The organism is Streptomyces anulatus (assembly GCF_014650675.1).
Classification (GTDB): domain Bacteria; phylum Actinomycetota; class Actinomycetes; order Streptomycetales; family Streptomycetaceae; genus Streptomyces; species Streptomyces anulatus.
Genome location: NZ_BMVK01000010.1, coordinates 174,940 through 200,377, shown reverse-complemented (window position 1 = coordinate 200,377; position 25,438 = coordinate 174,940). Strand labels below are relative to the sequence as shown.

Annotated in this window: 12 protein-coding genes; 9 read left to right on the top strand and 3 right to left on the bottom strand. The window is 73.5% G+C overall.

The window, feature by feature from the left end; translation table 11 throughout:
* Positions 1–107: 107 nt before the first annotated feature.
* Complete coding sequence (locus IE272_RS24410) at positions 108–1,202, bottom strand: endonuclease/exonuclease/phosphatase family protein (RefSeq protein WP_190007972.1); 1,095 nt, start codon at positions 1,200–1,202, stop codon at positions 108–110.
* Positions 1,203–1,225: 23 nt separating this feature from the next.
* The gene (locus IE272_RS24405) at positions 1,226–1,828 is read right to left on the bottom strand and encodes a M15 family metallopeptidase (protein WP_073959167.1); all 603 of its coding nucleotides are present in this window, start codon (positions 1,826–1,828) and stop codon (positions 1,226–1,228) included.
* A 165-nt stretch (positions 1,829–1,993) separates the two neighbouring features.
* Here IE272_RS24405 and IE272_RS24400 point away from each other — a divergent pair, with 165 nt between their 5' ends.
* Genes IE272_RS24400 through IE272_RS24390 form a run of 3 tightly spaced genes read left to right on the top strand, consistent with a single transcriptional unit; the run spans position 1,994 to position 4,135 of the window.
* Positions 1,994–2,692, top strand: a complete 699-nt coding sequence (locus tag IE272_RS24400) for a response regulator transcription factor (RefSeq protein WP_050363066.1) — start codon at positions 1,994–1,996, stop codon at positions 2,690–2,692.
* The gene (locus IE272_RS24395; RefSeq protein ID WP_190007970.1) at positions 2,685–3,809 is read left to right on the top strand and encodes a sensor histidine kinase; all 1,125 of its coding nucleotides are present in this window, start codon (positions 2,685–2,687) and stop codon (positions 3,807–3,809) included. The genes IE272_RS24400 and IE272_RS24395 overlap by 8 nt, the downstream gene beginning before the upstream one ends.
* The gene (locus tag IE272_RS24390) at positions 3,806–4,135 is read left to right on the top strand and encodes an antibiotic biosynthesis monooxygenase family protein (RefSeq protein WP_047180378.1); all 330 of its coding nucleotides are present in this window, start codon (positions 3,806–3,808) and stop codon (positions 4,133–4,135) included. The genes IE272_RS24395 and IE272_RS24390 overlap by 4 nt, the downstream gene beginning before the upstream one ends.
* A gap of 88 nt (positions 4,136–4,223) precedes the next feature.
* Here IE272_RS24390 and IE272_RS24385 read toward each other — a convergent pair whose 3' ends face one another.
* On the bottom strand, positions 4,224–4,769 hold the full coding sequence (locus tag IE272_RS24385) for an AAA family ATPase (protein ID WP_190008076.1): 546 nt from the start codon (positions 4,767–4,769) through the stop codon (positions 4,224–4,226).
* Between the two features lie 144 nt (positions 4,770–4,913).
* On the opposite strand from IE272_RS24385, the gene IE272_RS24380 reads away from it, so the two are divergent.
* From IE272_RS24380 to IE272_RS24355, 6 genes are all read left to right on the top strand, one after another.
* Positions 4,914–17,741: a non-ribosomal peptide synthetase/type I polyketide synthase gene (locus tag IE272_RS24380; RefSeq protein ID WP_190007969.1), complete on the top strand. Its 12,828-nt coding sequence runs from the start codon at positions 4,914–4,916 to the stop codon at positions 17,739–17,741.
* A gap of 143 nt (positions 17,742–17,884) precedes the next feature.
* On the top strand, positions 17,885–18,403 hold the full coding sequence (locus IE272_RS24375; protein ID WP_050987787.1) for a hypothetical protein: 519 nt from the start codon (positions 17,885–17,887) through the stop codon (positions 18,401–18,403).
* The gene (locus tag IE272_RS24370; protein WP_229897573.1) at positions 18,403–19,806 is read left to right on the top strand and encodes a hypothetical protein; all 1,404 of its coding nucleotides are present in this window, start codon (positions 18,403–18,405) and stop codon (positions 19,804–19,806) included. Before IE272_RS24375 ends, IE272_RS24370 begins: the two co-directional genes overlap by 1 nt.
* The gene (locus IE272_RS24365; RefSeq protein ID WP_056704374.1) at positions 19,803–21,185 is read left to right on the top strand and encodes a VWA domain-containing protein; all 1,383 of its coding nucleotides are present in this window, start codon (positions 19,803–19,805) and stop codon (positions 21,183–21,185) included. The genes IE272_RS24370 and IE272_RS24365 overlap by 4 nt, the downstream gene beginning before the upstream one ends.
* A gap of 104 nt (positions 21,186–21,289) precedes the next feature.
* Positions 21,290–22,420 (top strand): ATP-binding protein, encoded by a 1,131-nt coding sequence (locus IE272_RS24360; protein ID WP_050363015.1) that lies wholly within the window; start codon positions 21,290–21,292, stop codon positions 22,418–22,420.
* A complete protein-coding gene (locus tag IE272_RS24355; protein WP_190007965.1) occupies positions 22,417–25,260 on the top strand; it encodes a DUF5682 family protein in 2,844 nt (947 codons plus the stop codon). The genes IE272_RS24360 and IE272_RS24355 overlap by 4 nt, the downstream gene beginning before the upstream one ends.
* Positions 25,261–25,438: the final 178 nt, after the last annotated feature.

The window sequence follows — 25,438 nt, the reverse complement described above, 5'->3', positions numbered from 1 at the left end:
ACCCTCCCCCGGCGGAGGGTGAACGGCAGCAGGACGCGGAGGGTCCGGTCGCCCGGCCCGATGCGGAGCGGGAGGGCTCCGGACGGGTCCGGAGCCCTCCGCGGTGATCACCAGCTGATGCGGGCCGCGACCGGGAGGTGGTCGCTGCCGGTCGCGGGCAGTACCCATGAGCTCTCCGGCTCCACGCCCCGGACCAGGATCTGGTCGATCCGCACCACCGGGAACGTGGCGGGCCAGCTGAAGCCGAACCCGTCGCCGGCCGCCTCCTGCGCCGAGCGCATCCGCGAGGTGATGTCCTTGTACGCGCGGTCGTCCACCGTGCCGTTCAGATCGCCGAGCAGCACCACCCGCTCGTTCCGCTCGGCGGCGACGGCCCGGCCGAGCGCCTGTGCGCCGGCGTCCCGCCGGCCCGAGGAGAGGCCCGCCCTGGGGTTCACCCGTACGGACCCGAGGTGCGCCACGTACACCGCCAGGGGCCCGTGGTCCGTGGCCACCGTGGTTCGCAGCCCCCGGTTGTACCCCAGCTTGACGTCGGCGGGCTTCGCGTCCCCCAGCGGCCCCGCGTCCATCTCGACGTCGACCGTCCGGGTGTCCGACAGCGGCAGCCTGCTCCACACCCCGACCGTGCCCAGCACCTCGTGGTGGGGGTACGCCGCCGCCAGCTCCTTCTCGTACGTTCGCAGAGCCCGCGGGTCCAGCTCTTCGAGTGCCAGCACGTCCGCACCGGAGGCGGCCAGGGCGCGGGCGGTGCCCACCGCGTCGGGGTTGTCGGCGCCGACGTTGTGGCTGACCACGGTGAGGTCGCCGCCCGGGTGGGACTTGTCGGTGAGCAGCCCGCCGAAGAGGTTCAGCCATACGACGGCCGGCAGCAGCAGCGCGACGACCGCGAGGACGGAGCGGCGCAGCAGCGCACCGGCCAGCAGTACCGGGATGGCCAGGCCGAACCACGGGAGGAAGGTCTCCACCAGGCTGCCGAGGTTCCCGACCCGGTTCGGGATGCTCGCGTGCAGCAGCAGGAACAGGCCCAGCAGCAACGCCACCGCCGCGAGCACCCGGCCACGCTTCCAGGGGCCCGTCCGCGCGCCGGTGCGCCCGGGGCCGTTCTCCCCGGGGCCCGCATCCGGGAGGCCGGCGCCGCCCTGCGCGGTCCCGGCCGTGTCCAGATCGCCCTGTGCGGTCCCGGCCGTGTCCACCTGTGTCATCGTCTGTCCTCGCTCGCTGCCGGTCACGGTCGCATCCTCGGGTCCTGGGTGGGGTCGGCGTACCTGCGCGGACAGCCCCGGTCGATCGCTTCCGTGCGCAGCTCGTAGTGCCAGGGTTCGTTCCGGTAGATCTGGCACAGTCCGTATCCGGCGCCGTGCTCGGACAGCCACTCCGCCGCGTCGGCCGGCCCGATGTCGACCGCGTCCCCCGACACGTGCGGAGAGGTCTTCGCGGTGGCCACCCATCGGGCGGCCTCGGCCTCGGACCCGTACTTCGCGACCGCCTTGCGGAGCAGCTGATTCTGATACTCCGGTGATCGCCAGCCGCTGTTGACGGAGAGCTCGACGCCGTCGTCCGCTCCCTCCCGTGCCGCCCGGCGGAGGGCTTCGAGCAGGTTCGCTTCGAGGTTGGCGACGGCCGGGATCCCGTCGTCGAGCACCGTCACGCCGTCGGGGACGACCCCGTCGGCCTCTCCCGGCGTTCCACGGAGTTCACGGTGAAGAGGGGGCAAGGGTGCCGGCGCCTGGGAGGGCGCGGCGGACGGGGAGCGCGGCGAGGCCCAGGGCGACGGTGCCGGCGAAGCGTTCAGCAGGGCGTGGCCGAGGGCTGCCGCGATCGCTGCCATGACGGCTACCGCGCCGACGACAAGGGGCCTGCGCGTCCGGCGGGGTGTCGTTCGCACTGACGGCGGTGGTCGAGTCATACCGCCGAGTCAAGGCAGTGCGGTGTTGCCGGCACGTATGCGGTTTTCGATACGCCGACGATATGTGCCGACTCGTAGCATCGGACCATGCGCGTGCTGATCGTCGAGGACGAACCGTATCTGGCAGAAGCCGTCCGCGACGGCCTGCGCCTCGAAGCGATCGCGGCGGACATCGCGGGTGACGGCGACACCGCCCTGGAGCTGCTGAGCGTCAACACCTACGACATCGCCGTCCTGGACCGCGACGTCCCCGGGCCGTCCGGCGACGAGATCGCCGAACACATCGTCGCCTCCGGCAGTGGCATGCCGATCCTCATGCTCACGGCGGCCGACCGCCTCGACGACAAGGCCTCCGGATTCGGGCTCGGCGCCGACGACTACCTCACGAAGCCCTTCGATCTCCGGGAACTCGTGCTCAGGCTCAGAGCGCTCGACCGCAGACGCGCCCACAGCAGACCCCCCGTGCGGGAGATCGCGGGTCTGCGGCTGGACACGTTCCGCAGAGAGGTCTACCGGGACGGCCGCTACGTCGCGCTGACCAGAAAGCAGTTCGCGGTACTCGACGTCCTCGTCGCCGCCGACGGCGGTGTCGTCAGCGCCGAAGAGCTCCTGGAACGCGCGTGGGACGAGAACGCCGACCCGTTCACCAACGCCGTACGCATCACCGTCTCGGCTCTGCGCAAGCGCCTCGGCGAACCGTGGATCATCGCCACCGTGCCGGGCGTCGGCTACCGCATCGGCACGGCGTCCGGCAGCGGTCACGGCGACGGAGGGGACCGTGGCTAGGCGGCCCGGGCTGAGCGTCCGCCTCAAACTCACCCTCAGCTACGCCGGATTCCTCATGGTCGCCGGCATCCTGCTGCTCACAGCGGTGTGGGTGTTCCTCCTGGAGTACGTTCCCGACGACTGGGACAAGCGGATGCTCCACGAGAATCCCAACCGTCAGCTCCTCGCGTACACGTTCGCCCCGGCGGCGGCCACCGTACTGGCGGTCCTTCTCGTCTTCGGTCTCCTGGGCGGCTGGGTCCTCGCCGGCCGTATGCTCGCCCCTCTGACCCGGATCACCGAAGCCACCCGCGCGGCCACGCACGGGTCGCTCTCCCACCGGATCCGGCTGCCGGGCCGCCGGGACGAGTTCCGGGAACTCGCCGACGCCTTCGACACGATGCTCGCCCGGCTCGAAGCGCACGTCGCCGAACAGGAGAGGTTCGCGGCCAACGCCTCCCATGAGCTGCGCACCCCGCTGGCGATCTCGAAGACGCTTCTCGAAGTGGCCCGGACCGATCCGAACCGTGACACCGACGAGATCATCGACCGTCTGTACGCCGTCAACGGCCGGGCGATCGATCTCACTGAGGCGCTGCTCGTGCTCAGCCGTGCCGACCGGCGTTCCTTCACCCGAGAACGTGTCGACCTGTCGCTGCTGGCGGAAGAGGCCGCCGAGACCCTCCTCCCTCTCGCGGAGGAACATGGTGTCACCGTCGAGACACGCGGCGAGATCGCCCGCGCGACCGGGTCGCCTGCGCTGCTGCTGCAGCTGACCACGAACCTCGTGCACAACGCGATCGTCCACAATCTGCCCGAACAGGGCACCGTCCGGGTCACCACCGGCGTGCGCCGGGAGACCGTGGTGCTCACGGTCGAGAACACCGGTGCGAAGGTCACCCCGCAGCTGGTCGCGACGCTCACCGAACCGTTCCGTCGCGGAGCCGAACGGTTGCGCACCCACCACGCCGGAGTCGGCCTCGGCCTGGCCATCGTCAAGACCATCACCCGCGCACACGACGGAACGCTCACCCTCGCCCCGCGCCCGGACGGCGGCATCCTCATCACGGTGGAACTCCCCGCGACGGACCCGCCCGCCGACGGAGTCCGGACGTCGTACGGCAGGATGGAGTCATGAGCGTAGTCAAGATCAATGTGCTGACCGTCCCCCAGGAACAACGCGAGACGCTGGAGAAGCGCTTCGCCTCCCGGGCCCATGCCGTGGAGGGCTCCGACGGATTCGAGTGGTTCGAGCTGCTCCGGCCCGTCGAGGGCACGGACGACTACCTCGTCTACACCCGCTGGCGTGACGAGGCCTCCTTCCAGGCGTGGATGGAGGGTCCGATGAAGTCGGCCCATCAGGGCGGCGACGCCGGGAACGCCGAGCGCCCCAAGCCGGCGGCGAGCGGGTCCACGGTGTGGTCCTTCGAGGTCGTGCAGCAGGCCGCCCCGACCGGCGCGTAGCCGAGCGAGCGGAGATGGGTGACCTGCCCGGTCCGGCCCACGTGGCCGGCCGGGCAGGTCTCTGCCGTCTGCCGGGGTGCCGGGCAGGTCAGCGGTCGACCGGGGGCATCCGGGACAGGCCGGTGTCGCGCATGATGCGGTCGACGGTCCCGGCCAGGACGCTGTCGGCACCGATCACGGTCTCGACACCGTCGGGCAGCACATCGCGGGGGCGGTACCAGTCCCGCAGTCGGTTCTCGTCGACCGTGTCGGCGATCGGCTTGGTGGCGTGCCGGGCCACGGTCTCGGCGAACGGGACGTCCAGGTAGTACCCGTGGGTCGGGCCCCGGTGGTCGGCGCGCAGCCGGGCGAGCATGTCGCCGTAGTGGTCGGCGTAGAGGATGCCCTCGACCACCACGTGGTAGCCGGCGTCCAGGGCGTAGCGGGCCGTCAGGTCGATCAGACCGATGTTCGCCGCCCCGGGCCGGTCGCGTTCGCGCAGCACGGTGCGGCGGAGGTTGTCCTGGCCGACCACGGCCAGTCCCCGGCCGAATCTGTCGCGGAGACCGGCCGCCACGCTCGACTTCCCCGACGCGCTGTTGCCGCGCAGGACGATCAGCCGGGTCTCCCGGGTCCCCACGTTCACGGTGGACAGGCTAGCCGCTGCCGGGCCCGCCCCTCGGCCGGACCCATCCCATCGGCTCACCCCCAGGGTGCACGCGTTCTCCTCCCGGCGGCTGATTCGCCCGCGACCCGCGCGTTTTTAAGATCATTCTCCGAGGAACGGACCGACGGACCGGTGGGACACGACATGACACTGCTGGATGTACTGCTGGACGCGGTCCGTGAGGCTCCCGGGCAGGTCGTCGTACATGTCCGCGGCGACGGCAGCGAGCTGACGGTCGGCCTGCGCGAGCTCCTGGACGATTCCCTGCGGGTGGCCGGAGGCTTCCGGGAGGCGGGGGTGGCGCCCGGGACCCGCGTGCCGTTGCTCGCCGACCGCAGCGAGGACTTCCAGCCGATGTTCTGGGGTGCGGTGGCGGCCGGTCTCGTTCCGGTTCCGCTGGCGCCGGACGCCCGTCGGGTGCTCCCGGTCTGGGAGCACCTGGGGCGGCCGCCCGTCGTCGTGGACGCCTCGACCGCGTCGCTGTCCGGTGAACTCCCGGGCGCCGTGCGCACCCTGACCCTCGATGACCTGCGGGAGGGACCGGCACTGCGGGAGCCTTCCGCCGCAGGGCGTGACGACGTCGCGTTCGTGCAGTTCTCCTCGGGAAGCACCGGTGCGCCCAAGGGGGTGGAGGTGACGCACGGCGCGGTGCTGGCCAATCTGGAGCAGATACGGGCCGCATCGGCGCTGGGCCCCGACGACGTGGTGGTCAGCTGGATGCCGTACTTCCACGACATGGGGCTCATCGGCACCCATCTCGCTCCGCTGGCCGCCCGGGCCAGGCAGGTCAAGATCGGTCCGCTGTCGTTCGCCAAGCGGCCCCTTCTGTGGTTCGAGGTGGCGGCCCGGCATCGTGCCACGGTGCTGTCCGCGGCCAACTTCGCCCTGGCGCTGACCGTACGCCGTGTTCCCGACGAGGCGCTGGCCGGGCTGGACCTCTCGGCCGTGCGGCTGATCCTGGTCGGGGCGGAGCCGATCGCGCCCGCGGTGTGGCGTGCCTTCGCCGACAAGGCCCGGCCCTCGGGGCTGGATCCCGCGGCGGCCCAGCCGGTCTACGGTCTGGCGGAGGCGACGCTGGCGGTGACCTTCCCGCCGCCCGGGGAGGTGGCCGAGCCCCTGGTCCTGGACCGGGCGTCGTTGAGCCGTGGAGTGGCGGTGGACGCCGATCCGGGCGCATCGGCCGTCGAGTTGATGGACGTCGGGCTGCCGGTGGCCGGCTGCGCCGTGCGCATCGTCGACGACGCGGGCACCGTCCTCGGGGACCGGCGGACCGGGCACATCATGGTGAGCGGCCCCCAACTGGCCCGTGGCTACCACCGCCTTCCCGACGTCAGCGCGGAGGTGTTCGCCGGGGGCTGGCTCCGCACCGGTGACCTCGGGTTCCTGCGGAACGGCCGGCTGTGCGTCACGGGCCGGCACAAGGACGTGCTGTTCCTCAACGGCCGCACCTTCCACGCCACGGACATGGAAGAGGTCGCGGCCGCGACACCCGGGCTGCCTCCCGGCGCCCCGGCGGTGGTCGGTTCGACCGACCCGGTCACCGGTGCGGAGCGCGTCGTGGTGTTCGTCCCCTGGGCTCGGCCTCCGCGCGGTGCGGCGGAGGTGCTCGAACGCGTCGCGGCCCGGGTGCGCGAGGCGCTGCTCCATGACGATGTGCGGGTGCTGGCCCTGCCTCCGGGGGCGTTCCCCCGTACGACGAGTGGCAAGCTGCAGCGCCGGCGGCTGCGGGAGCGTTTCGAGGAGGGTGCGTTCGAGGAGGGTGCCTTCGCTCCGGGCGAGCGGCGGGCCGGTGAGCCGGGGGCCGGTGAGGTCGCGGCGGGTGACGGCGGTGGGCTCCCGGCTGCCGTACCCGGTCGGGCGGAAGCCGCACAGCCTGCGGCGGAACCTCTCACGAAGGCGCCCCGGGCCCGGGCGGCGACCGTCGAGGTCGTGCGGGAGGTGTGGGCGCGGGTCCTGGCCCGGCCCGCCGATTCGATCGGGGCGGACGCGCCGTTCGGGAGCCTCGGGGGGACGTCGCTCAAGGCCATGGAGGTGCTGGCGGAACTGGAGGAGGCCTTCGGTGTGACGCTGCCGCCGGCGGTCATCCGCGACCACGGCACGGTGACCGCTCTCGCCGGTCACCTTCTGACCGTGGCGCCCGGTCCGGGGCCGTCCGGCCCGGAAGCCGTGGAGAGCGCTGAGCCACGCACCGGAGGAACGACCGCGGTGGACCCGACCGGGCCCGACGGCAACGCCCCCGTCGGTGCCGCCACCGCTGCGGCCGTCATCGGGATGGCCTGCCGGTTCCCCGGCGCCGACACCCCCGAGGCCTTCTGGGACCTGCTCGTCGACGGGCACGACGCCGTCACCCCCGTACCGCACGGACGATGGGACGACGGCCACGAACTTCCGGGGGCTCGGACGGCGGCCGATGCGGTTCCGGCAGTTCCCCGGAAGCGGTGGGCCGCACTGCTGGAGGATCCGGCCGCTTTCGACGCCGGCTACTTCGGCATCGGCGAGGACGAGGCACGCGCACTCGACCCGCAGGCCCGGCTCTTCCTGGAACTCGCGCACGAGGCACTCGAACGTGCCGGATACGCGGGCCCCCGCCGGCGCGGTCGCAGGATCGGGGTGTTCGCCGCGGTCGGGGACAGCGGCTACCGGGGGATCCTGGAGCGGGCCGCGGCCGACGGCTCCCCGCTGCCCGCCGCGCTCACCGGGAACCTGCCCGCCCTCGTCGCCGCCCGGGTCTCCCAGAGCCTCGATCTCGACGGTCCCGCACTCGCCGTGGACACCGCCTGCTCGTCGGGCCTGGTGGCTCTGCACCTGGCCCGCCGCAGCCTCCTGGACGGCGAGTGCGACCTCGCCGTCGTCGGCGGGGTCAACCTCCACCTGACCTCGGCACCGCACCGGCTGCTGGAGCAGGCGGGGGCCCTGTCCCCCACCGGGCGCAGCCGCGCGTTCAGCGCCGCCGCCGACGGCTTCGTGCCCGGCGAGGGCGGCGCGGCCGTCGTCCTGACACGCCTCGACGCGGCCCGGCTCGCGAACGATCCGGTGCTCGCGGTGGTCCGGGGCACGGCCGTCAACAACGACGGCCGGTCGATGAGCCTCATGGCGCCCAATCCGTTGCGGCAGCGCGAGGTCATCACCCGGGCGTACGAGGCGGCGGGGGTCGATCCCGCCTCGGTGACCTATGTGGAGGCTCATGGGACCGGCACGGCCGTGGGGGACCCGATCGAGCTGCGTTCGCTGAACCACGCTTTTCCCGAACGGCCCGACGGCGAACCCCGGTTGGTCGGATCGGTGAAGACCAACATCGGGCATCTCCTGAACGCCGCCGCACTGCCCGCGCTGGTGAAGGTCGTGCTGGCCCTGGGCCACCGCAGGCTGCCGCCCTCGCTGCACCACGCCCCGGCCTCGCCGGGCCTCGCCCCCGCCGGTTTCACCGTGGTGGCCGAGGCCCGGGACTGGACGTCCACCGGGCCTCTCGTCGCGGGGATCAACGCGTTCGGATTCGGCGGCACCAACGCCCATGCCGTTCTCGAACAGGCCCCGCCGCCGTCCCCGACCGCTCCGGAATCGCCGGCGCCGGGCGCCGCGCGCGAAGTCGCGTTCGGTGGGCCCCACTTGCTGACCCTGGCGGCGCGCGGTGCGGGCGCGCTGCGGGACGCGGCCGCCCAGCTCGCCGCGCACCTCGAAAGCCGTCCGCGTCTGCACGAAGGCGACGTCTGCCGGACGGCGAGCACGTCCCGGGACGAGGGACCCCACCGGCTCGCCGTCGTCGCCGCCGGTGATCTACGGGAGCAGCTCGCCGCCATCGCCGCCGCCGGGGCGGATGAAGCGGGCGGGCAGGTCGGCAGCTTCGTCCGGTCCCGGCCGCGCGTGGCCTTCCTGTTCCCGGGGCAGGGTTCGCAGTTCCCCGGCCAGGACGGGGCGCTGTACCGGACGGCGCAGGTGTTCCGGGACACGTTCGACGAGGCGTCCGCGCTCCTCGGCCCGGTGTGCGGGCGGCCCCTGCTGGACTGGGCGCTGGATCCGGAGGCTGACCCGGCCGCGCAGGCCGCGACGGAGGTGGCGCAGCCGCTCCTCGTCGCCTCCGGGGTGGCGCTCGCCCGCCAGTTGCGTACCTGGGGTGTGGAGCCCGACGCGGTCGCCGGGCACAGCGTCGGGGAGATCACCGCCGCCTGTGTCGGCGGGGTCCTGACCCTTCGGGAGGCGGTGCGGTTCGCGGCCGAACGCGGCCGTCTCATGGGCGCGTTCACCGAACCCGGTGCCATGATCGCCGTCCGCGGGGGTGAGGAGGCCGTCGCGGCGGCGGTGGCGGGGTCCGAAGGGGCGCTCGCCGTGGCCGCGTTCAACGGTCCCGGGCTCCAGGTCCTCTCCGGGGGCGTCCGTGCCGTGGAGCGCGCCGCCGTCGGCCTCGAAGCCCTGGGCATCCCCACGCGTCGGCTGCGGGTCTCCCGGGCCTTCCACTCACCGCTGATGCGGCCGGTCGCCGACCGGCTCGCCGACGCGGCCCGTGCGCTGGCCCCGCAGGACCCGTCTATCCCCCTCATGAGCACCGTCACCGCCGAGTGGCAGCCGGTCCTCGGCCCGGAGTACCTGCGTGAACACGCCGAGCGCCCGGTGCTGTTCGGGGCGGCCGTGGAACGCCTGGCCCGGGAGGGGTACGACACGTTCGTGGAGGTCGGCCACGGTGCGACCCTGTCGGGCGCGGTCCGCGCGACGACGCAGGCGTACGCGACCGGCGCGCCGGTGGCACTCGCCGACGGGGCCGGAACATCCGGAGCGACGGGCGACCCCAGCGGATCCGGTGGCGCGACAACCGTGTTGTGTGCCCTGCCGGGACGTTCCGACGGCCGCACAGATGCGGAACGGCTCCCCGATGACGGGCACGGCGGGCGCAGGGCCCTGCTGGGAACCATCGGCCGCCTGTGGTCGCTGGGCGTGCCGCTCGACCGTACGGCGCTCGACGCGGCGCACCGAGGGATTCCTCTGCCCACCTACCCCTTCCAGCGCCGCCGCTACTGGGCCGGTCCCCCCGCGAGCCCGCTGCTGCACCGGGTCCGGTGGGAGGAGACCGCGCTGCCCGGGAAGACAGGGCCGGCCGGGCGGTCGGTGCTGCTGACAGGGCCCGACTCCGCGTACGTCGACCGGCTCGCCTCGCAGCTCTCCGCCGAGGGCGTCCGGATGCACGTAACGGGTGACGGGCCGCCGGACGCCGTGGTCCTGGTGGCGGGTCCCGCTCCCGGTCAGGACACCGCCGACGCGCTCGGCCGGGCCCAGGACGCCGCGCTGGCCGCCTTCGGTGAAGCCCTCGCACGGTTCGACGAGGCAGGCGCGGACCGGCTGCTGGTGCTGACCGAGGACGTCCACGCCACGGGGACCGTACGGGAAAGGCCGCGGCCTGCCCACGCCGTCCTCGGCGGCATGCTGCTGGCGCTGCCGCAGGAGACTCCTGGCGCCTCGGCCACCGCCCTCGACCTCTGCTCGCTGGACACCCCGTCCCAGCGTCTGACCGCCGTGCTGGCCGAACTGGCCGCACTCGCCGGACCGACGCCGGGCGGCAGCACCCCGGGCGGGTCCGCCCAGGTCGCCTGGCGCGCGGGGCGCAGGCTCATCCGCCGCTTCGCACCGCTGACGGGCGGCTCCACAGCACCGGCCGGGGCGACGCGGTCACCGCTGCCGCCCGACGGCACCTTCCTCATCACCGGGGGCGGTGGCGGAATCGGCGCCGCGCTCGCCAGGGACCTCGCCGGACCGGGCCGCCCCACCCTCGTGCTCGCCGGGCGCTCCCCCCGTCCTCCGGTGGGGCTGGCCGAGGAACTCCGCTCGCTGGGCGCCACCGTCCACTACCGCGTGGCCGACGTCTCGGTGGAGGGGGACGTCGACGCGCTCATCGCCGGGCTGCCCCGCCTCGACGGTCTCTTCCACGCCGCGGGAGCCGTGCGACCCGGCACTCTGCGCAACAGGCGCGCGGAGGAGACGGCGGACGCCCTGGCAGCCAAGACCCGGGGCAGTCTGCTGCTCTCGCTGGCCCTGCGCCGGCACGGGCTCGACCCGGCGGTCCGTGTCGCGTTCTCCTCCGTCAGCGCCGTGCTGCCCGGCCTGGCCGGCGCGCTGGGCGACTACGCCGGCGCGAACGCCTTCCTCGACGCCTTCGCCGCGTCGGAGCGGCACGCGGGCAGGCCGTGGCAGTCGGTGAACCTCGCAGCCCTCGCCGGGACGGGCATGGCTGCGGCCCTCGGAACCGGGGCGGGAGGGGGCTCCACCACCGTACGGAGCGCCGGGGGCCGGCCCGTGGCCCTCGCTCCCGCGCTGGCTGCGCTCCGTACGGCGTGCGGCGTCGACGCGGCGCAGCTGCTCATCGCCGACCTGACGCCGTCCCCTGAGTCCTCGGTCGTGGCGGACCCGACCTCGCGGGCGGAAGGCAGGGGACCGCGCCCCGGCACGGAAACCGGAACAGAACCGGCGACCCCGGACCGGGCAGCCGACTCCGGCACGCGTGTGAGTGTGAGCAGGGGTTCGCGCGCGGGGACCGGGCCGCGCACCGGTACGGCCGCATTGCTTCGGCGGCTGCTGGCCTCGGCGTTGTCCCTGCCCGACGCCGGGATTGCCGACGACGAACCGTTTCTCGCCCTCGGCCTCGACTCGCTCGCCGCCGTCGACCTCGTCAGGCAGCTCGAACGGGAGCTGGGCAGGCCTCTTCCCGCCACGCTCTTCTTCGAGTACCGGACGGTCGCCGAACTGGCCGCGCACCTCGACACCACGCCCTCCCCCGCACCTCCGACCGCCTCCTCCCGCACCCTCTCGCCCGCCCCGCCTCCCGTACCGGAGGGGACCGGATTTCCCCTCACCCCTGTCCAACTGGCCCTGCACACCAGCAGTCGGCTCCACCCGGACGTCCCGGCTCACGGTTACGTCCGCCAGACGGTGCGGGGCCCCCTGGACACCCGGCTCCTGGGCCGGGCGCTCGCCGCGCTCGCCGACCGGCACACCATGCTCCGGATCCGCATCGAGAGCACCGGGAGCACCCGGGACACCGGGAGCACCGGAAACACCGGCGACGCGATCGGCTCGGCGGTGCCGACGCAGTACGTCGCGCCGCCCGCCGCGCTGTCCGCCTGGTACGAGGTCCGTGAGCTGGCCGGCCGCGTGGAGGAGCTCGAAACGGCCCTGTGCAACCGGCCGTTCGACCTCTCCGCCGAGCCTCCCGTGCGCGCGGTCCTCGCCCGGGAGAGCCCGGAGCTGTCCCATCTGGTGCTGGTGATCCACCATGCGGCCGGTGACGGATACAGCCTCAACGTCCTCGCCGGAGAGCTCTGGTCGCTCTACACCGCCCTCGTCGACGGGCGCACACCGACGCTGCCCGCGCTCGGCACCGACTTCGCGCGGTACGCGACCGCCGCCGCCGCCGAGCGGTCCTCGGCCGACGGTGTGAGGGCCCTCGCCGCCGACCGGCTGTACTGGGCGGGGCGGCTGGACTCCCGGGGCGCGCCCCTGCGGCTGCCGTACGACGGTGATCCGTCCGCCCTGCCCGCGGCGCCGATGGCCACACACCAGAGCGCCCTCGACCCGGTGCTGACCGCCGCGTTGGAGCAGCTGGCCGCCGCTCACGGGGTGAGCCTGTTCCAGCTGCTGCTCGCCGTGCACGTGCGCTGTCTGGCCCGGTGGAGCGGACAGCGGGAGATCGCGGTGAACGTCGCCCGCGCCCGGCGGGACGACCGCCTGACGGGCCTGGACCGGCTCGTGGGGCCGCTCGCCGACACCCTTCCCCTGCTGTGCGGGACGGACCCGGACGAGTCGCTGGGGGCCCTGGCCGAGCGGCTGGCGGCGATCTGGTTGGAAAGCGAGCAGCACGCGAGCCTCACCGGCCTGGACCTGGCACGGCTGCTGCCGGCGGACCCGGCCGGGGCAGGTCCCCGGACGGTGAGCCCGGCAGGCTTCAGTTTCTCGCGCTTCCCCGCCGCTCTCGACGGGCGTTGTCCGGTGAGCGTGCGGCCGACCGCTGCCGGCACCGCCACCGCCGCGACCCGCCTGAGCCTGCTGTGCTGGCAGGACGAGGCGGTGCTGCGCTTCTCGTGGAACTTCCCCGCCCGGCTCTTCGAACCGGCGACGGTGGCCCGCCTGGACCGGGACTTCCACGACGAGTTGGCCGCGCTCGTCGAGGCTCGGTCCGGCGTCCCGGATGTTCCCGGGGCCCGGACCCGGCCCGGCGGGCCGGATCGGCAGCGTTCCGCTGCCGGGACCGTCGTCCGGAGTGGGCCCGGTGCCGCCGCACCGGTGGTCACGGAGTCCAGGCCGAGCCAGGACACCGGGTCGACCTGCGCGGGGTTCCAGGGATCCACATCCCGATCCCCATCCGGATCCCCATCCCGGTCCGCCACGATCGTGCGTCGACTGGTCGAGCGGTTCCGGGCCGCCCCGGACGCGGTCGCCGTCGACACCGGCGCCGCCACCCTGACGTACGCCGAACTCGACCGTGCCTCCCACGCCCTCGCGACCTCTCTCCTGGCCCGCGGCATCACCCCGGGAAGCCTCGTCGGGCTTCTCACCGAACCCGGCGCCGACACCGTCGTCTCGGTCGTCGCGGCCCTGCGCGCCGGGGCGGGCTGGGTTCCGCTGGACGCCGGCCACCCGACCGCGCGGCTGACGGACCAGCTCACGCGCTCGGGAGCCCGTACGGTGCTCTGCCACGCCGCCACCCGGGCGGTGGGAGAAGCGCTCGGCGACGTCGCCCTGGTCTCCGTCGACGGTTCGGCGCCGCCCTCCCGGAGTGCGATTCCGGGGCCCGCCGCGGGCCCGGACCGTGTCGCCGCCGGTTCCGTCCGGTCCCCGGACGCGATCCCCGCACCCGACGGCCCGGTCGACGCCGACGACGTCGCCTATGTGATCTTCACTTCCGGATCCACCGGCCGGCCCAAGGCCGTCCCCATCACCCACCGGTCGATGGAGAACTACCTCGACTGGGCGATCGACACCTTCGGATACGACGAGCACGACCGGCTCGCCCAGACCGCGTCGCCCTGCTTCGACGCCTCCGTCCGCCAGCTCCTCGCCCCCCTGCTCGTCGGCGCCACCGTGGTCACCGTGGCCTGGGACCTGCTGCGCGATCCCGACCGGCTGCTGTCCCAGGTCGAACGCGGCCGCATCACCGTCTGGAGCTCCGTTCCCACGCTCTGGGAACAACTCCTCAGCGCTTCCGAGCAACGCGTGCGGCACGGCGCACCACCGCCGGACCTGTCCGCGCTCCGGTGGATCCATGTCGGCGGCGAGGCCCTGTCACCCGCCCATGTACGCCGCTGGTTCGACCTCTTCGGCGACGGCCAGCACATCGCCAACCTGTACGGCCCGACCGAGGCCACCATCAACACGAGCTGCCACATCATCCGGGTCCGGCCCGGCGACGAGGTGCGGCGGATTCCCATCGGCCGCCCCGTTTCGGGCACGGAGGTGGAGGTCGTCGGCCCCGACGGGGAGCCCAGGCGGCCCGGCGAGGCCGGCGAGCTCCTCATCTCCGGAGTCGGCCTGACTCCGGGCTACCTCGGCGAACCGGCCCTCACCGAGGCCGCGTTCACGCTCCGGCACGGACGCCGTTGGTACCGCAGCGGCGACCGGGTGCGGTGTTCCGAGGACGGCGTCCTGGAATTCCTCGGGCGGCTGGACGACCAGGTGAAGATCCGGGGCAACCGGGTCGAGCCGGGCGAGATCGAGGCGGTGCTCCAGACCCATCCGGACGTCGCCCACGCCGTGGTCCTCGCCGAGGACGGACGTCTCACCGCCTTCGTGACGCCGGGGCCCGGGTCTTCCGGCGCGGACGCCGTGGCGCTCCGGCGCCATCTCGCGGAGTCACTGCCCGCGTACATGCTTCCGTCCCGGATCACCCGTGTCGGCAGGATGCCGCTCACGAGCACCGGCAAGATCGACCGCCGTGGGCTTCCGGCCCTCCGGGAAGCGACCGAACCGTCCGGGGCGGACACGGACGCCGGCAGCGGCGCGCGTACGGGCGACGTCCGTACACCGCCCCGCACTCCCACCGAAGTCCGGCTGGCCGCCGTCTGGTCCGCCCTGCTCCAGGCCGACGACGTGTCCCGCGAGGACGACTTCTTCGTTCTGGGCGGCGACTCCCTGCTCGTGCTGGAAGTGTTCGCCCGGCTGGAGAAGCAGGGCGGGCCGCTGCCCCGGCCGACCGTCATCTACCGCAGTCGCACCCTCGCCGCCCTCGCCTCCGCCGTGGACGCCGCGGCGGCGGGCGCCGGAATCGGCCTCGCCGACGCCACCGTCAAGGCCGTTGACGCCTCGGCGGACCCGTCGGCCCCGGAACGCGATGCGGTGGGCGACCTCCCCGGGACGCTCGATCCCGCCGTCACTCCCCCGCCCTTCCCGCTCACACCCACTCAGCGGGGTTTCCTGCTGGCCGAGGCCATCGCACCGGGCGCGACATCGTCCTGGCTCACGCGGCTGCGTCTGCAGGGCCGCCTCGACACCGCCCGCTTCCAGAGCGCGGTGGACATGCTCGTCGGGCGCCACCCGATGCTGCGCACCGTCTTCCCCGCCGGGGCACGCCCGGCCGTCCAGCAGGAACTTCCGGCCTCGCTGCGCCTGCCGGTCGACTTCGAGGTCCTCACCGACCCGGGGCAGGTGGAGGAGCGGATCACCGCCGAACGTGCGCGCCGTTTCGAACCCTGGGCCTGGCCCCTGCTGCGCCTGCGGGTGCTCACGGTCGCTCCCGACGAACACGTCCTGGTGGCACACGCCCACCACATCATCGGCGACGGCTACAGCGCCGCGCTCCTGGTGCGGGAGCTGACGACCGTGTACGACGCCCTGCCCCGCGGTGAAGAACCGGCGCCGGTCCCCCTGCGCGGCACCTTCCGCGACCACGCCCTCCAACTGGCGGAGCGCGCGGACACGGCCACCGCGCCCTCCGCGGCGATCCCCGGGGCCGCCCCTGGGACCATCCGCGGGACGGGCTCCGTCACGTCGGCCGCTCCGCCTCGGCCGGGAGCCCCGGCCGGCGAGGACCGGTGGGCTCGGCTGAGTGCGCCCTACCGGCCGCCCGTACTCACCGCCGGTACGCCCGCCACCGGCACGCCTCCCGGCAGCGCCGGCGACCCGCTCTTCCACACCCGCGGGTTCACGGTCGAAGCCGACCAGGTGGAGGCGCTGCGCAGGCTCGCCGCACGCACCGGATCCACCCTCCACGCCCCGGTGCTCACCGCCTACTACCGGGCGCTCGCGGCCGCCACCGGCCGGGCGGATCTGGTGCTCGGTCTCGCGGTGAGCGGCCGGGACCATTCCCTGCCCGACGCACACCGGGTGTTCGGTCCCTTCGCCACGGCGGTTCCCCTGCGTCCGGCGGGTCCGGCGTCCGGGCGTTCCGACGGCACGGGTTTCGAGGACGATCTGCGGCGCGTCGCCGCCGAGGCCGCCGAGGCGCGGGCCTACGAGGGGCCCCTGCCCCTGTTGTCCAACGGGCTGCCCATGACGGGGCAGTTCTTCTTCACCTATCTGGACTTCTCCGCCCTGGGCCCGGAGAGCGGCAGGACGCTGACGGTCACCCGGGAGGGCGGCGACAGCGTGTACACACCGCCCCCGTCCGGTACGGATGTGTTCCTCGCCGCCGGTCCGGACGGCGGGCGGCTGCGGATCACCGTCCGGGCGGCGGCGTCGGCGTTCGCCCCGGAGGCGCTCGCCGCGTTCGCGGACTCGGTGCGCGACGGTCTGGCGCACGCGGCGGCCTCGGCCGTGCCCGGCCCCGGCCGCCCCGTCGGCACGGGCCGCCCCGGCCGCGATCAGCGGTTGGATGCCGCGCTGGTCGGCTATCTGCCGTCGCCGGCCGACCTCGCCCGGCTGGCGGGTCTGCCGGAGGAGGCGCTGCCGCGCGAGCAGGTGCGGACCCTGTTGTTTCCGGGCGGGCGGCCACGGCTGCTGGAGACGCTGAGTACGCCGCTGGGCCGTTCGGGCTTCGTGTGCGTCCCGCTGTTCGCGGACGAACTCGCCCCCGGCGACGACCTGCTCGGGCACACCACGCGGGGAGTGGAGCTCGCCTCTTCGCTCGGTGCGCGGGCCGTGTCCCTCGCGGGCATGATCCCCTCGCTCACCGGCTACGGCTTCGACGTCCTGCGGGCCGTCGGCACGACCGGAGCCGTCACCACTGTGCCCACCGGCCCTGCTGATCACACCGGATCCGCTGCCCCCGCCACGCCCGTCGTCACCACCGGTCACGCGGCGACGGTCGTGTCCGTCGTCCGGACCGTGCACGCGGCTCTCGACGCGACGGGGCAGCAACTGGGCGCTCTCACCGTCGCGTTCGTGGGGCTCGGCTCGATCGGCTCCTCCTCGCTGGAGTTGCTGCTCACCCGGGCCCAGCAGCCGCCGGCCCGGCTGCTGCTCTGTGACGTACCGGGCAGCGGGCCACGGCTGAAGGAACTGGCGGAAGACCTCCTGGAACGCGGCCTCGTCGAGAGCGTGGAGGTGGTCGAGTCCGGCCAGGGGCTGCCCGACGCCGTGTACGACGCCCGCCTGATCGTCGCGGCGGTCAGCGGGGGCGGCGCACTCCTGGACATCGACCGCCTCGCGCCGGGTACGACGGTGGTCGACGACTCGTTCCCGCACTGCTTCGACACGTCCCGCGCCATCGGCCGGATGGAACGGGCGAAGGACGTCCTGGTCGTGGGCGGCGGGCTGCTGAGCGTAGGCACCACGGAACGGCGGGTGGCGGAGGGGCTCCCGGCCGCCGCGGCGGCCGGATACCTCGCACAGCCGATGGTGCCGGACACCATCGCGTCCTGCCGGCTGGAGTCCTTGCTCCACGCCTCGGGGGCCGATGTGCCGCTCGTCCACGGTCCGGTCGACGCGGCCACCGGACTGGCCTACTGGGAAGCGGCGGAGGCGACCGGCATCCGCGCCGCACCCCTGCACCTGCTCACCCGCACCATCGACCCGGACATGTTCACGCGACACCCCTGGAGTTCATGACCCTCTCCTGTACGGGATGCCGTGGGCGGGCCGGAGCGGGCCGGGTGCCGGGGCGTCACGGGCTGTCGACCGCGTTGTCAGTGGTCGGGATTAAGTTCGTTCCTGTCCCGCCGCGACGGCGCGGACGTCCCCCTTTCGCATGCATGGGAGTTGGCGCGTTGTCGGTCTGGGAGAAATCGAGTACGGCGCGGGTGATGCCGCCCGCGCGCCCGCGAAAGCTGGCCAAGGTGCCGTTCGTCGAACTGGCCGACGGACGGTTGCAGGGAGTCGTCTCCAGCGGATCGGACATCGGCCGGGTGTACGTGTCGTCCGTGGCGGCCCGGACGTACGCGTTCGCCTGCAGCACCAACAACAACCGGCCCTGCGGCGGCGCGCGCGGCATGTTCTGCAAGCACATCCAGGCGCTCGTCGGTGAGGCGGTGCTGCAGTACGGTGCGGAGCGCGTCGCCCGCTATCTCGCGGTGGAGACCCCGGACGGGGAGCCCGACGCGCGGTCCCTCACCGCCGTCATGACCGCCGCGCGGCCGGTGCTGGGCGACTCATCGGCGGCAGCCCAGGTGTTCAGCCGGTTCCTGCGGCAGCTGGCCTATCTCGAACTGGACGCGGTCACCGCGCCGTTGCCCGAGATGCAGTGGTTCCCGCCGACGCGGGCGGTGGCCTGATGCGTGGCGACCTGTTGTCCGATCCGGTCGAAGGGCTCGACGAGGCGCTCGCCGCCGTGGACGCCTTCGACGAGGCGTTGGTGGCCGGTCTGCTGCGACCGGGGCCCGCCCAGGCCGCAGCGGTTGCCGGGCTCGCCGACGCCGTCGCCGGGACCCCGCTGGCCTCGCGGGTCGCGGAGGCGGCCGGCCGGGCGTCGGCCGGAGCCGCCGGTGAAGATCACTACGTGGCGCTCGCAGCCGCCCGCTGCGCGCTGCTCGGCTCCGTGCACGACGCCCTGACGCTGCGGATCGACGAGGCCGTCGGCCGGCCGGCCGCCGAGGACGGGGCGGCGGGGGCCGGACCGGGGGCCGCCGCGGCGGACCCCGGGACGAACCTCCTCGCGGCGGCCCGTAGTTGGCTGTGCGACCTCGCGCGCGGCGGCTGGCGGGGCATCGACCACGAGCTCGTCGCCGGTGCCGTACCGGTGGTCTCCGCGATGCTGCCCGATCCGGGCCTGCGTCGTCGGGCGACGCTGCTCGACGGGTTCGCCGCCGAGCTCGCGGCGTCCTGCCCGGGGGCGACCCTGGAGCGCGTGCCGGTGCGCCGCTGGGCCGATCTGTGGTCGCGCGCACTGCTGTTGACGGTGCCCGGCTCCGCCGGGGACCGTTCCGCCGCCGCGGTGACCGGTCGCCTGTTGCCCCTCGGCGTCGATGTGCAGGAGCACGCGACGGCCGTACAGGCCCAGATCCACGCCGTGTTCGAGCCGGCGGACGGGGGCGCGCCCCGTCTGGTGCGGGCCGGGGTTTCGGCGCCCAAGCCCGACACGGTCGTCGGGGCCGGCCTGTGGCAGCTGCTGCGTCCCCGCATGTCGTTGCTCGGCGCCGTGAGCGAAGGGCGCTCGATGGAGCTGGACGCCATGCCGGTGACCGCCGAGGGCGATCTGCTCTGGGACGACGAGCGTGCCCGCCCGGGTGAGCCCGCCGACGCCTTCGCCACGGCGCGGGTGATGCTGTCCACCGCGACCGCCGCCCGCGTCGCGCCGCTGGACCGGCATCCCGTCCGGATCGCCGTGCCGGTGCTGCTGGAGGGGTACACCGCCCGGAGCGAGGAGGGCCGGCTCGTGTTCGACCTGGCCGGGCAGCTTCTGGCCGTCGACACCGACCGGGTGCCCGCCGCCGGTCCGCTGACGCCCGAGGCCGTCGCGGCCTCCCACGCCTGCGTCGGGCTGCTGCGCTGGGATGCCGGGGAGTTCCTGCTCCAGCCGCTCGCGGTCGAGGCGACCGTACGGAAGAAGGCCGTCGCCGCCCACGCCGGGGCGTGGGCGGGCGGTACCACCGACAAGGCCGGGGTCCGGGCGGAGAAGGCTGCCACCGACGCCGTCGCCGTGCTGCGCGAGCGCGCCGGAAGGCTGTTGCGGAAATGACCGAGGACCTCACCGGGCAGCCGCCCGGTCCCGACCCGTCTCCGGCCGGGCCCGACCCGTACGACAACCGCCGCCAGGTGCTGTACTGGCGGCTCCTGGCCCGTCTCTTCGACGGTGAGGAGCAGCCCGCCCTGGAGTCGGCGAGCCTGGGGGTGGTCGAGGACATCGGGCTGCCGTCCGCGCTGCTGGATCCGGGGACGTCGCTCGACTCGGTCGTGCAGCGCCATCCGGAGCTGGCCGACGAGTTCGACGGTCTGATGACCCCGGACGACGATGCGGCCGGGTCCCGCGACCGGGCGGCGGAGGTGCGGCGTGCCGCGCTGGTCTCGAAGGTGCTGCTCAATGTCTTCGCGACCGGTTCGAGCACGGTCACCGCCGAGCAGCTGGCTCGCTGGCAGTCCGACGCCGGCTGGCTGGAGCGTGCGCTGGGCGGCCGGCCCGGCGGGCTCCGCGGCGGGCGGGCGGCGGGCGCGGGGCTGGACGCCGGCGGCCTGGGGCCCGAGCTGGCGGCGATCGAGGCGGATCTCGTGGGGCGCATGCGGCTGCGGGAGGTGCTGGCCGACCCGGCGCTCGCCGCGCGGCTGACGCCCAGCATGTCGCTGATCGAGCAGCTGCTGCGGGACAAGGGCAATCTGTCGGGTGTGGCCCTCGCCAACGCCAAGTCGCTCATCCGCCGTTACGTCGACGAGGTGGCCGAGGTGCTGCGTACGCAGGTGGAGAAGGCCACCGTCGGCGAGCTGGACCGTTCGGTGCCGCCCAAGCGCGTCTTCCGCAATCTCGACCTGGACCGCACGATCTGGAAGAACCTCACCAACTGGAGTCCGGAGGAGGAGCGCCTCTACGTCGACCGCCTCTACTACCGGCACACCGTCCGCAGGACGACGCCGCAGCGGCTGATCGTCGTGGTGGACCAGTCCGGCTCCATGGTCGACTCGATGGTGAACTGCACCGTCCTCGCGTCCATCTTCGCCGGGCTGCCGAAGGTGGACGTCCATCTCATCGCCTACGACACCCGCTCGATCGACCTCACGCCGTGGGTGCACGACCCGTTCGACGTGCTGCTGCGCACGAATCTCGGCGGTGGGAACGACGGCCCCGTCGCGATGGCGATGGCCCGGCCGAAGATAGCCGAGCCGAAGAACACCGTCATGGTGTGGATCTCGGACTTCTACGAGTTCGACCGCTCCCAGCCGCTGTTCGAAGGTATCGAGGCGGTTCACCGTTCCGGGGTGAAGTTCATTCCCGTCGGCTCGGTGACCAGCTCCGGACGCCAGGAGGTCAATCCCTGGTTCCGGGAGCGGTTCAAGGCCCTGGGCACGCCCGTGGTCTCCGGGCACGTGAACAAGCTCGTCCACGAACTGAAGACGTTCCTGACCTGAGGCCCTGCGGGACGGGGCGTCCCACTCGCAGGCACGCCCTCTCCCCTTGCACGCCTCCCTCCTTCTCCTTCCGCACTTTTCCGCCTGTTCAGAAAGGCCTTCTGATGTCCGACGTGTTGCGCGCCCCCGCCGAGACCAAGTACGCGGAGGAGCTCGACTGGCTGGAGTCGATCGACGACAGCCCCAAGCCGTTCTCCTGGCGGCTGTCCCCGAAGATGGTCCGGCTGTTCATCCTGGGGTCCGAGCGCGCCGACGGCCTGGACCGCGAGATCTCACAGAAGTGGTTCGGCGACCGGAGCTTCGTCGAGCGCTCGATCGTCACGCTCGCCTCGGACCGAGGTCTGCTGCTGATAGGAGACCCCGGCACCGGCAAGAGCTGGCTGGCGGAGCTGCTGTCCGCCGCGATCTCCCGCAACTCCACGCTGGTGGTGCAGGGTACGGCCGGTACGACCGAGGATCACATCAAGTACGCGTGGAACGTGTCCATGGTCATCGCCAAGGGGCAGTCGCGTGAGTCGATGATCCCGTCGCCGATCATGACCGCGATGGAGACGGGCGCCATCGGCCGCTTCGAGGAACTGACCCGTTCCACCAGCGACGTCCAGGACGCGCTGATCTCGATCCTCTCGGAGAAGTACATCTCCGTCCCCGAGCTGCAGAGCGACGGTGGGGACGCGGGCGACAACATCGTCTTCGCCAGGCCGGGCTTCTCGATCATCGCGACCGCCAACAGCCGCGACCGGGGCGTCAACGACCTGTCGTCCGCGCTGAAGCGCCGCTTCAACTTCGTGCGCATCCCGGTCGTGACGAACAGGAAGAGCGAGGCGGAGATCGTCCGCTTCCGCACGGAGGAACTGCTGCGCCGCCACGCGATCGACCTGGACGTGCCGCCGACGCTCCTCGACATCCTTCTCCAGAGCTTCGCCGATCTGCGGGCCTCGGCCGCCGCCGCGGGGAGCGACGACGAGAAGCTGGAGTCCGCGCTGTCGACGGCGGAGCAGATCGGCGTGCTGGAGGACGCCGTCCTGCACAGCAACTTCTTCGGCGAGAGCACACTGACCGCCCGGGCCCTCGCCTCCTCGCTCGTCGGCTCGCTCGCCCGGCGTGATCCGGAGGACCTGGCCATCTTCAACAAGTACCTGCACGGTGTCGTCGAGCCGCGCAGCAAGGAGGAGGGCGGCTCCTGGCCGGAGTTCCTGGACGGCGGCCGCGACACGATCGCCACGCTGTCATGAGCGGGTCCCCCACGAACGGCCCCGGGGAAACGTCGTTCGCGGCGCTGCGCGGGCAGCTGCACGAGGCCGCCACCGCTTTCGCCGACGGGCCCGACGCGCTGGAGGGCATCCTCCTCGGCATGGTCGACGACGTCGACCGTGCGGTGCGCGAGCCCCTGGAGATCTTCCCGGTCTGCCACCACTCGCCCGCCTCCGCCCTCGCCATGGCCCGCCGGCTGCGCGAGAAGCAGCCCAAGGTCGTCTATCTGGAGCTGTGCGAGGACATGGCGCCGCTCCTCGGCGAGCTGCGCAACTGCCGCCTGCCGGTGGCGGTCCAGGCGTTCGCGAGCGACATCGACGGGTTTCCCGCCGAGTGGGCCCCGCTGTCGGTCGTCGCCCCGATCACCGAGGCCTCCGCCGAGTACCAGGCCATCGCGTACGCCCTCGACACCCCGGGCGTCGAGCTGGTCCTCGTCGACCGGTCCTCCGACCACGTTTTCCAAGGGGACAGCCGGCACGGTGAGCGCACCCCGGAGGCGGCGGCCGGTGCTGCGGAGCCGGCTCCGGAGTCCGAAGCCGCGCTGCACGGTGAGGCCGTCGGCGTGGAGATCGGCGACCTGCGGCCCCGCTTCGCGGAGCTGGAGGAACATCTGCTGCGCCACGGCAAGGTACGGCACTGGTCGGAGTGGTGGCACCAGTACGTCGAGGTCCCGCTCGGCGACAGCGACCACGCCGCCTACCGCCAGGTCATGTTCCTCGTCGGCAGCCTCTTCCGGCGGCTCGCCCCCGGCGACGGGGAACGGGTCCGGGTGGACGAGGACCGCGAGCGGTACATGTGGACCCGGATGCGCGAGCATCTGGCGGCGAGCGGGGCGGACCCCGAGGACTGCCTGTATGTGTGCGGAGCCTTCCACGCGGCCAGCCGGGTCGACGAGTTCGGGGTGGCGGGCGGCGGGTCGTTCGACATCTCCCCGCGCTCCGCCACCACCTGGCAGTACGGGCTGATCCCGTCCAGCCATGCGGCGATCGAGGCACAGTTCGGGCTGGCCTCCGGGTCGGTGTCGATCGCGGCGACCCAGTGGGCGAAGAACCTCAAGCGCACCCGGGTCCAGCCGTACCGGCTGGCCGGCCAGGACGGTGCGAAGAAGCCGCGCACGGCGAAGAAGGCCGCCCCGGCCTCCCCCGCGCCCCCGTCGGAGGCCGCAGCGGACCGGCTCTCCGGGTTTCTGCGCCGGCCGCCGGTCCTCGACACGCTGGACGAGGCCGAGTTGCTCGGCTGGTCGGTGGACATCGTGCGCGCGGCGCGGCGCAGCGGCTATCTGGCGTCCACCGCCGACGCCATCGCGGTGTTCGAGACGTCGATCCTGCTCGCCGGGATGCGGGACCGGGCCAAGCCCACTCCGTACGACTTCCAGGACGCGGCGATCACCTGCATCGAGAAGGACTCGGTGCCGGGACGGCGTGACGTGCGCCGGCTCGTCGAGATCATGATGGGCGGCGACAGGATCGGCCGGGTCGGCTACGACGCGCTGCCGCCGCTGGCCCGCGATGTGCACGACCGGCTCGCGCCGCTGGAGCTGAAGCTCCAGCAGCGTGGTGTGCAGCGTGCCCTGCTGGACATGAGCTCACGCCCGGAGCTCGGGGCCTGCTCCGACGTGCTGTGGATGCTCCGCCGTCTGATGCCGCACGGCGCGGCCCGGCCGATCATGGGTGAGCGGAAGCTCGGCGAGCGTTCGATCCAGGAGTCGTGGGACCTGGCGCTGGGCACCCATCAGCGGGCGCTGATCGAGCTCGGGTACGAGGGCGTGAGCATCGAGCAGGTCCTGGAACAGCGGCTGCGCCGCGACGCGTACGGGCCGAGGGCGACGACGGCGGTCGTCCTCGCCGCCGTCGAGGACGCGACGCTGTATCTCCGCAGTCGCCGTCTCGCCGACGAGCTGGGCACCCGCGCCCTGGAGGTCCTCACCGCCGAGCGCACCGTGGACGGGGCCCCGGAGGTGCTGCGCCGGGTGCGGGGGCTGCTGGCGTACTACCGGACCGGCGAGCCGGTCCTGCCGCCGTGGGTGGAGTCGTTCGTCAAGGCCGGTTACGCGCATTACTGCACCTTGCTGCCGACGGCGTTCACCGACGAGGACGTCACCGCTGGGCAGGTGGCGGCGATGCTGGGCTTCCTGTTCAGCATGGAGGGCCTGGCGCTGTCCCTGGGCTGCGACCGGGCGCAGCTGGAGCTGGCCGTCGCCCAGTCGCGTCCCACGGACCCGGAGCGGACGGCGCTCCTGTGGGCGGCGCAGGTGCAGCTCGGCGCCCTGTCCCGGGCCGAGCTGCGGGAGCGCTGCGGCGAGCTGCTGGCGAACCCGATGGTGGTGCCCGCGTATCCGCGCTATCTCAGCGGCTTCGTGCACGCGTTGGTGCCGGTGCCGGGGCTGGCGGACGTGGTGGTGGAGGCCGTGTCGAACGCGTTCGGGCGGCTGCCGGATCCGGTGCTGCTGCCATGGCTGCCGACCCTGATCACGACGCTGCGCGGCGGCGCGGCGGACCTGGCCCCGTTGTTGATCCGTGAGGCGGGGCGGATCTTCCCGGCCCGGCTCGCGGCGCTGGACGCGTGGGTGCCGCCGTGGCGCGAGGCGCCGGAAGCCGGTGCGCCCGTCCTCGGCGGTACGCAGCCGGCCGGCGGCGGGGACCGAGGCGCCGCGCTGCTCTTCACGCACCCGCGGACGCTCGACGCGGTCGCGGAGCTGCTCGGCTGCGACGGCACGTGGGCCCCGCCCGGCGAGGGTCCGGCGGGTCCGGGCGGCGCCGCGCTGATGGCCCGTCATCCGGACTCCGCGACCGCGTGGGAGTCGCTGCTCGCGGGCGCGTGAGGGAGGGGCGCGGCGCCGGGGGCCGGTCCCGCCCCGGCGCCGCGCCCCCCGGCCTCTCGGTTCCCCTCGCCTGCGGCATCGCCCGGCGGATTGCACGGACACCCGGCACCCGTCTGCTTGATATTGCTTGAAATGCTTGCCTAATATGCAGCTTCGAGCATCGATCGCCGGGAACAGG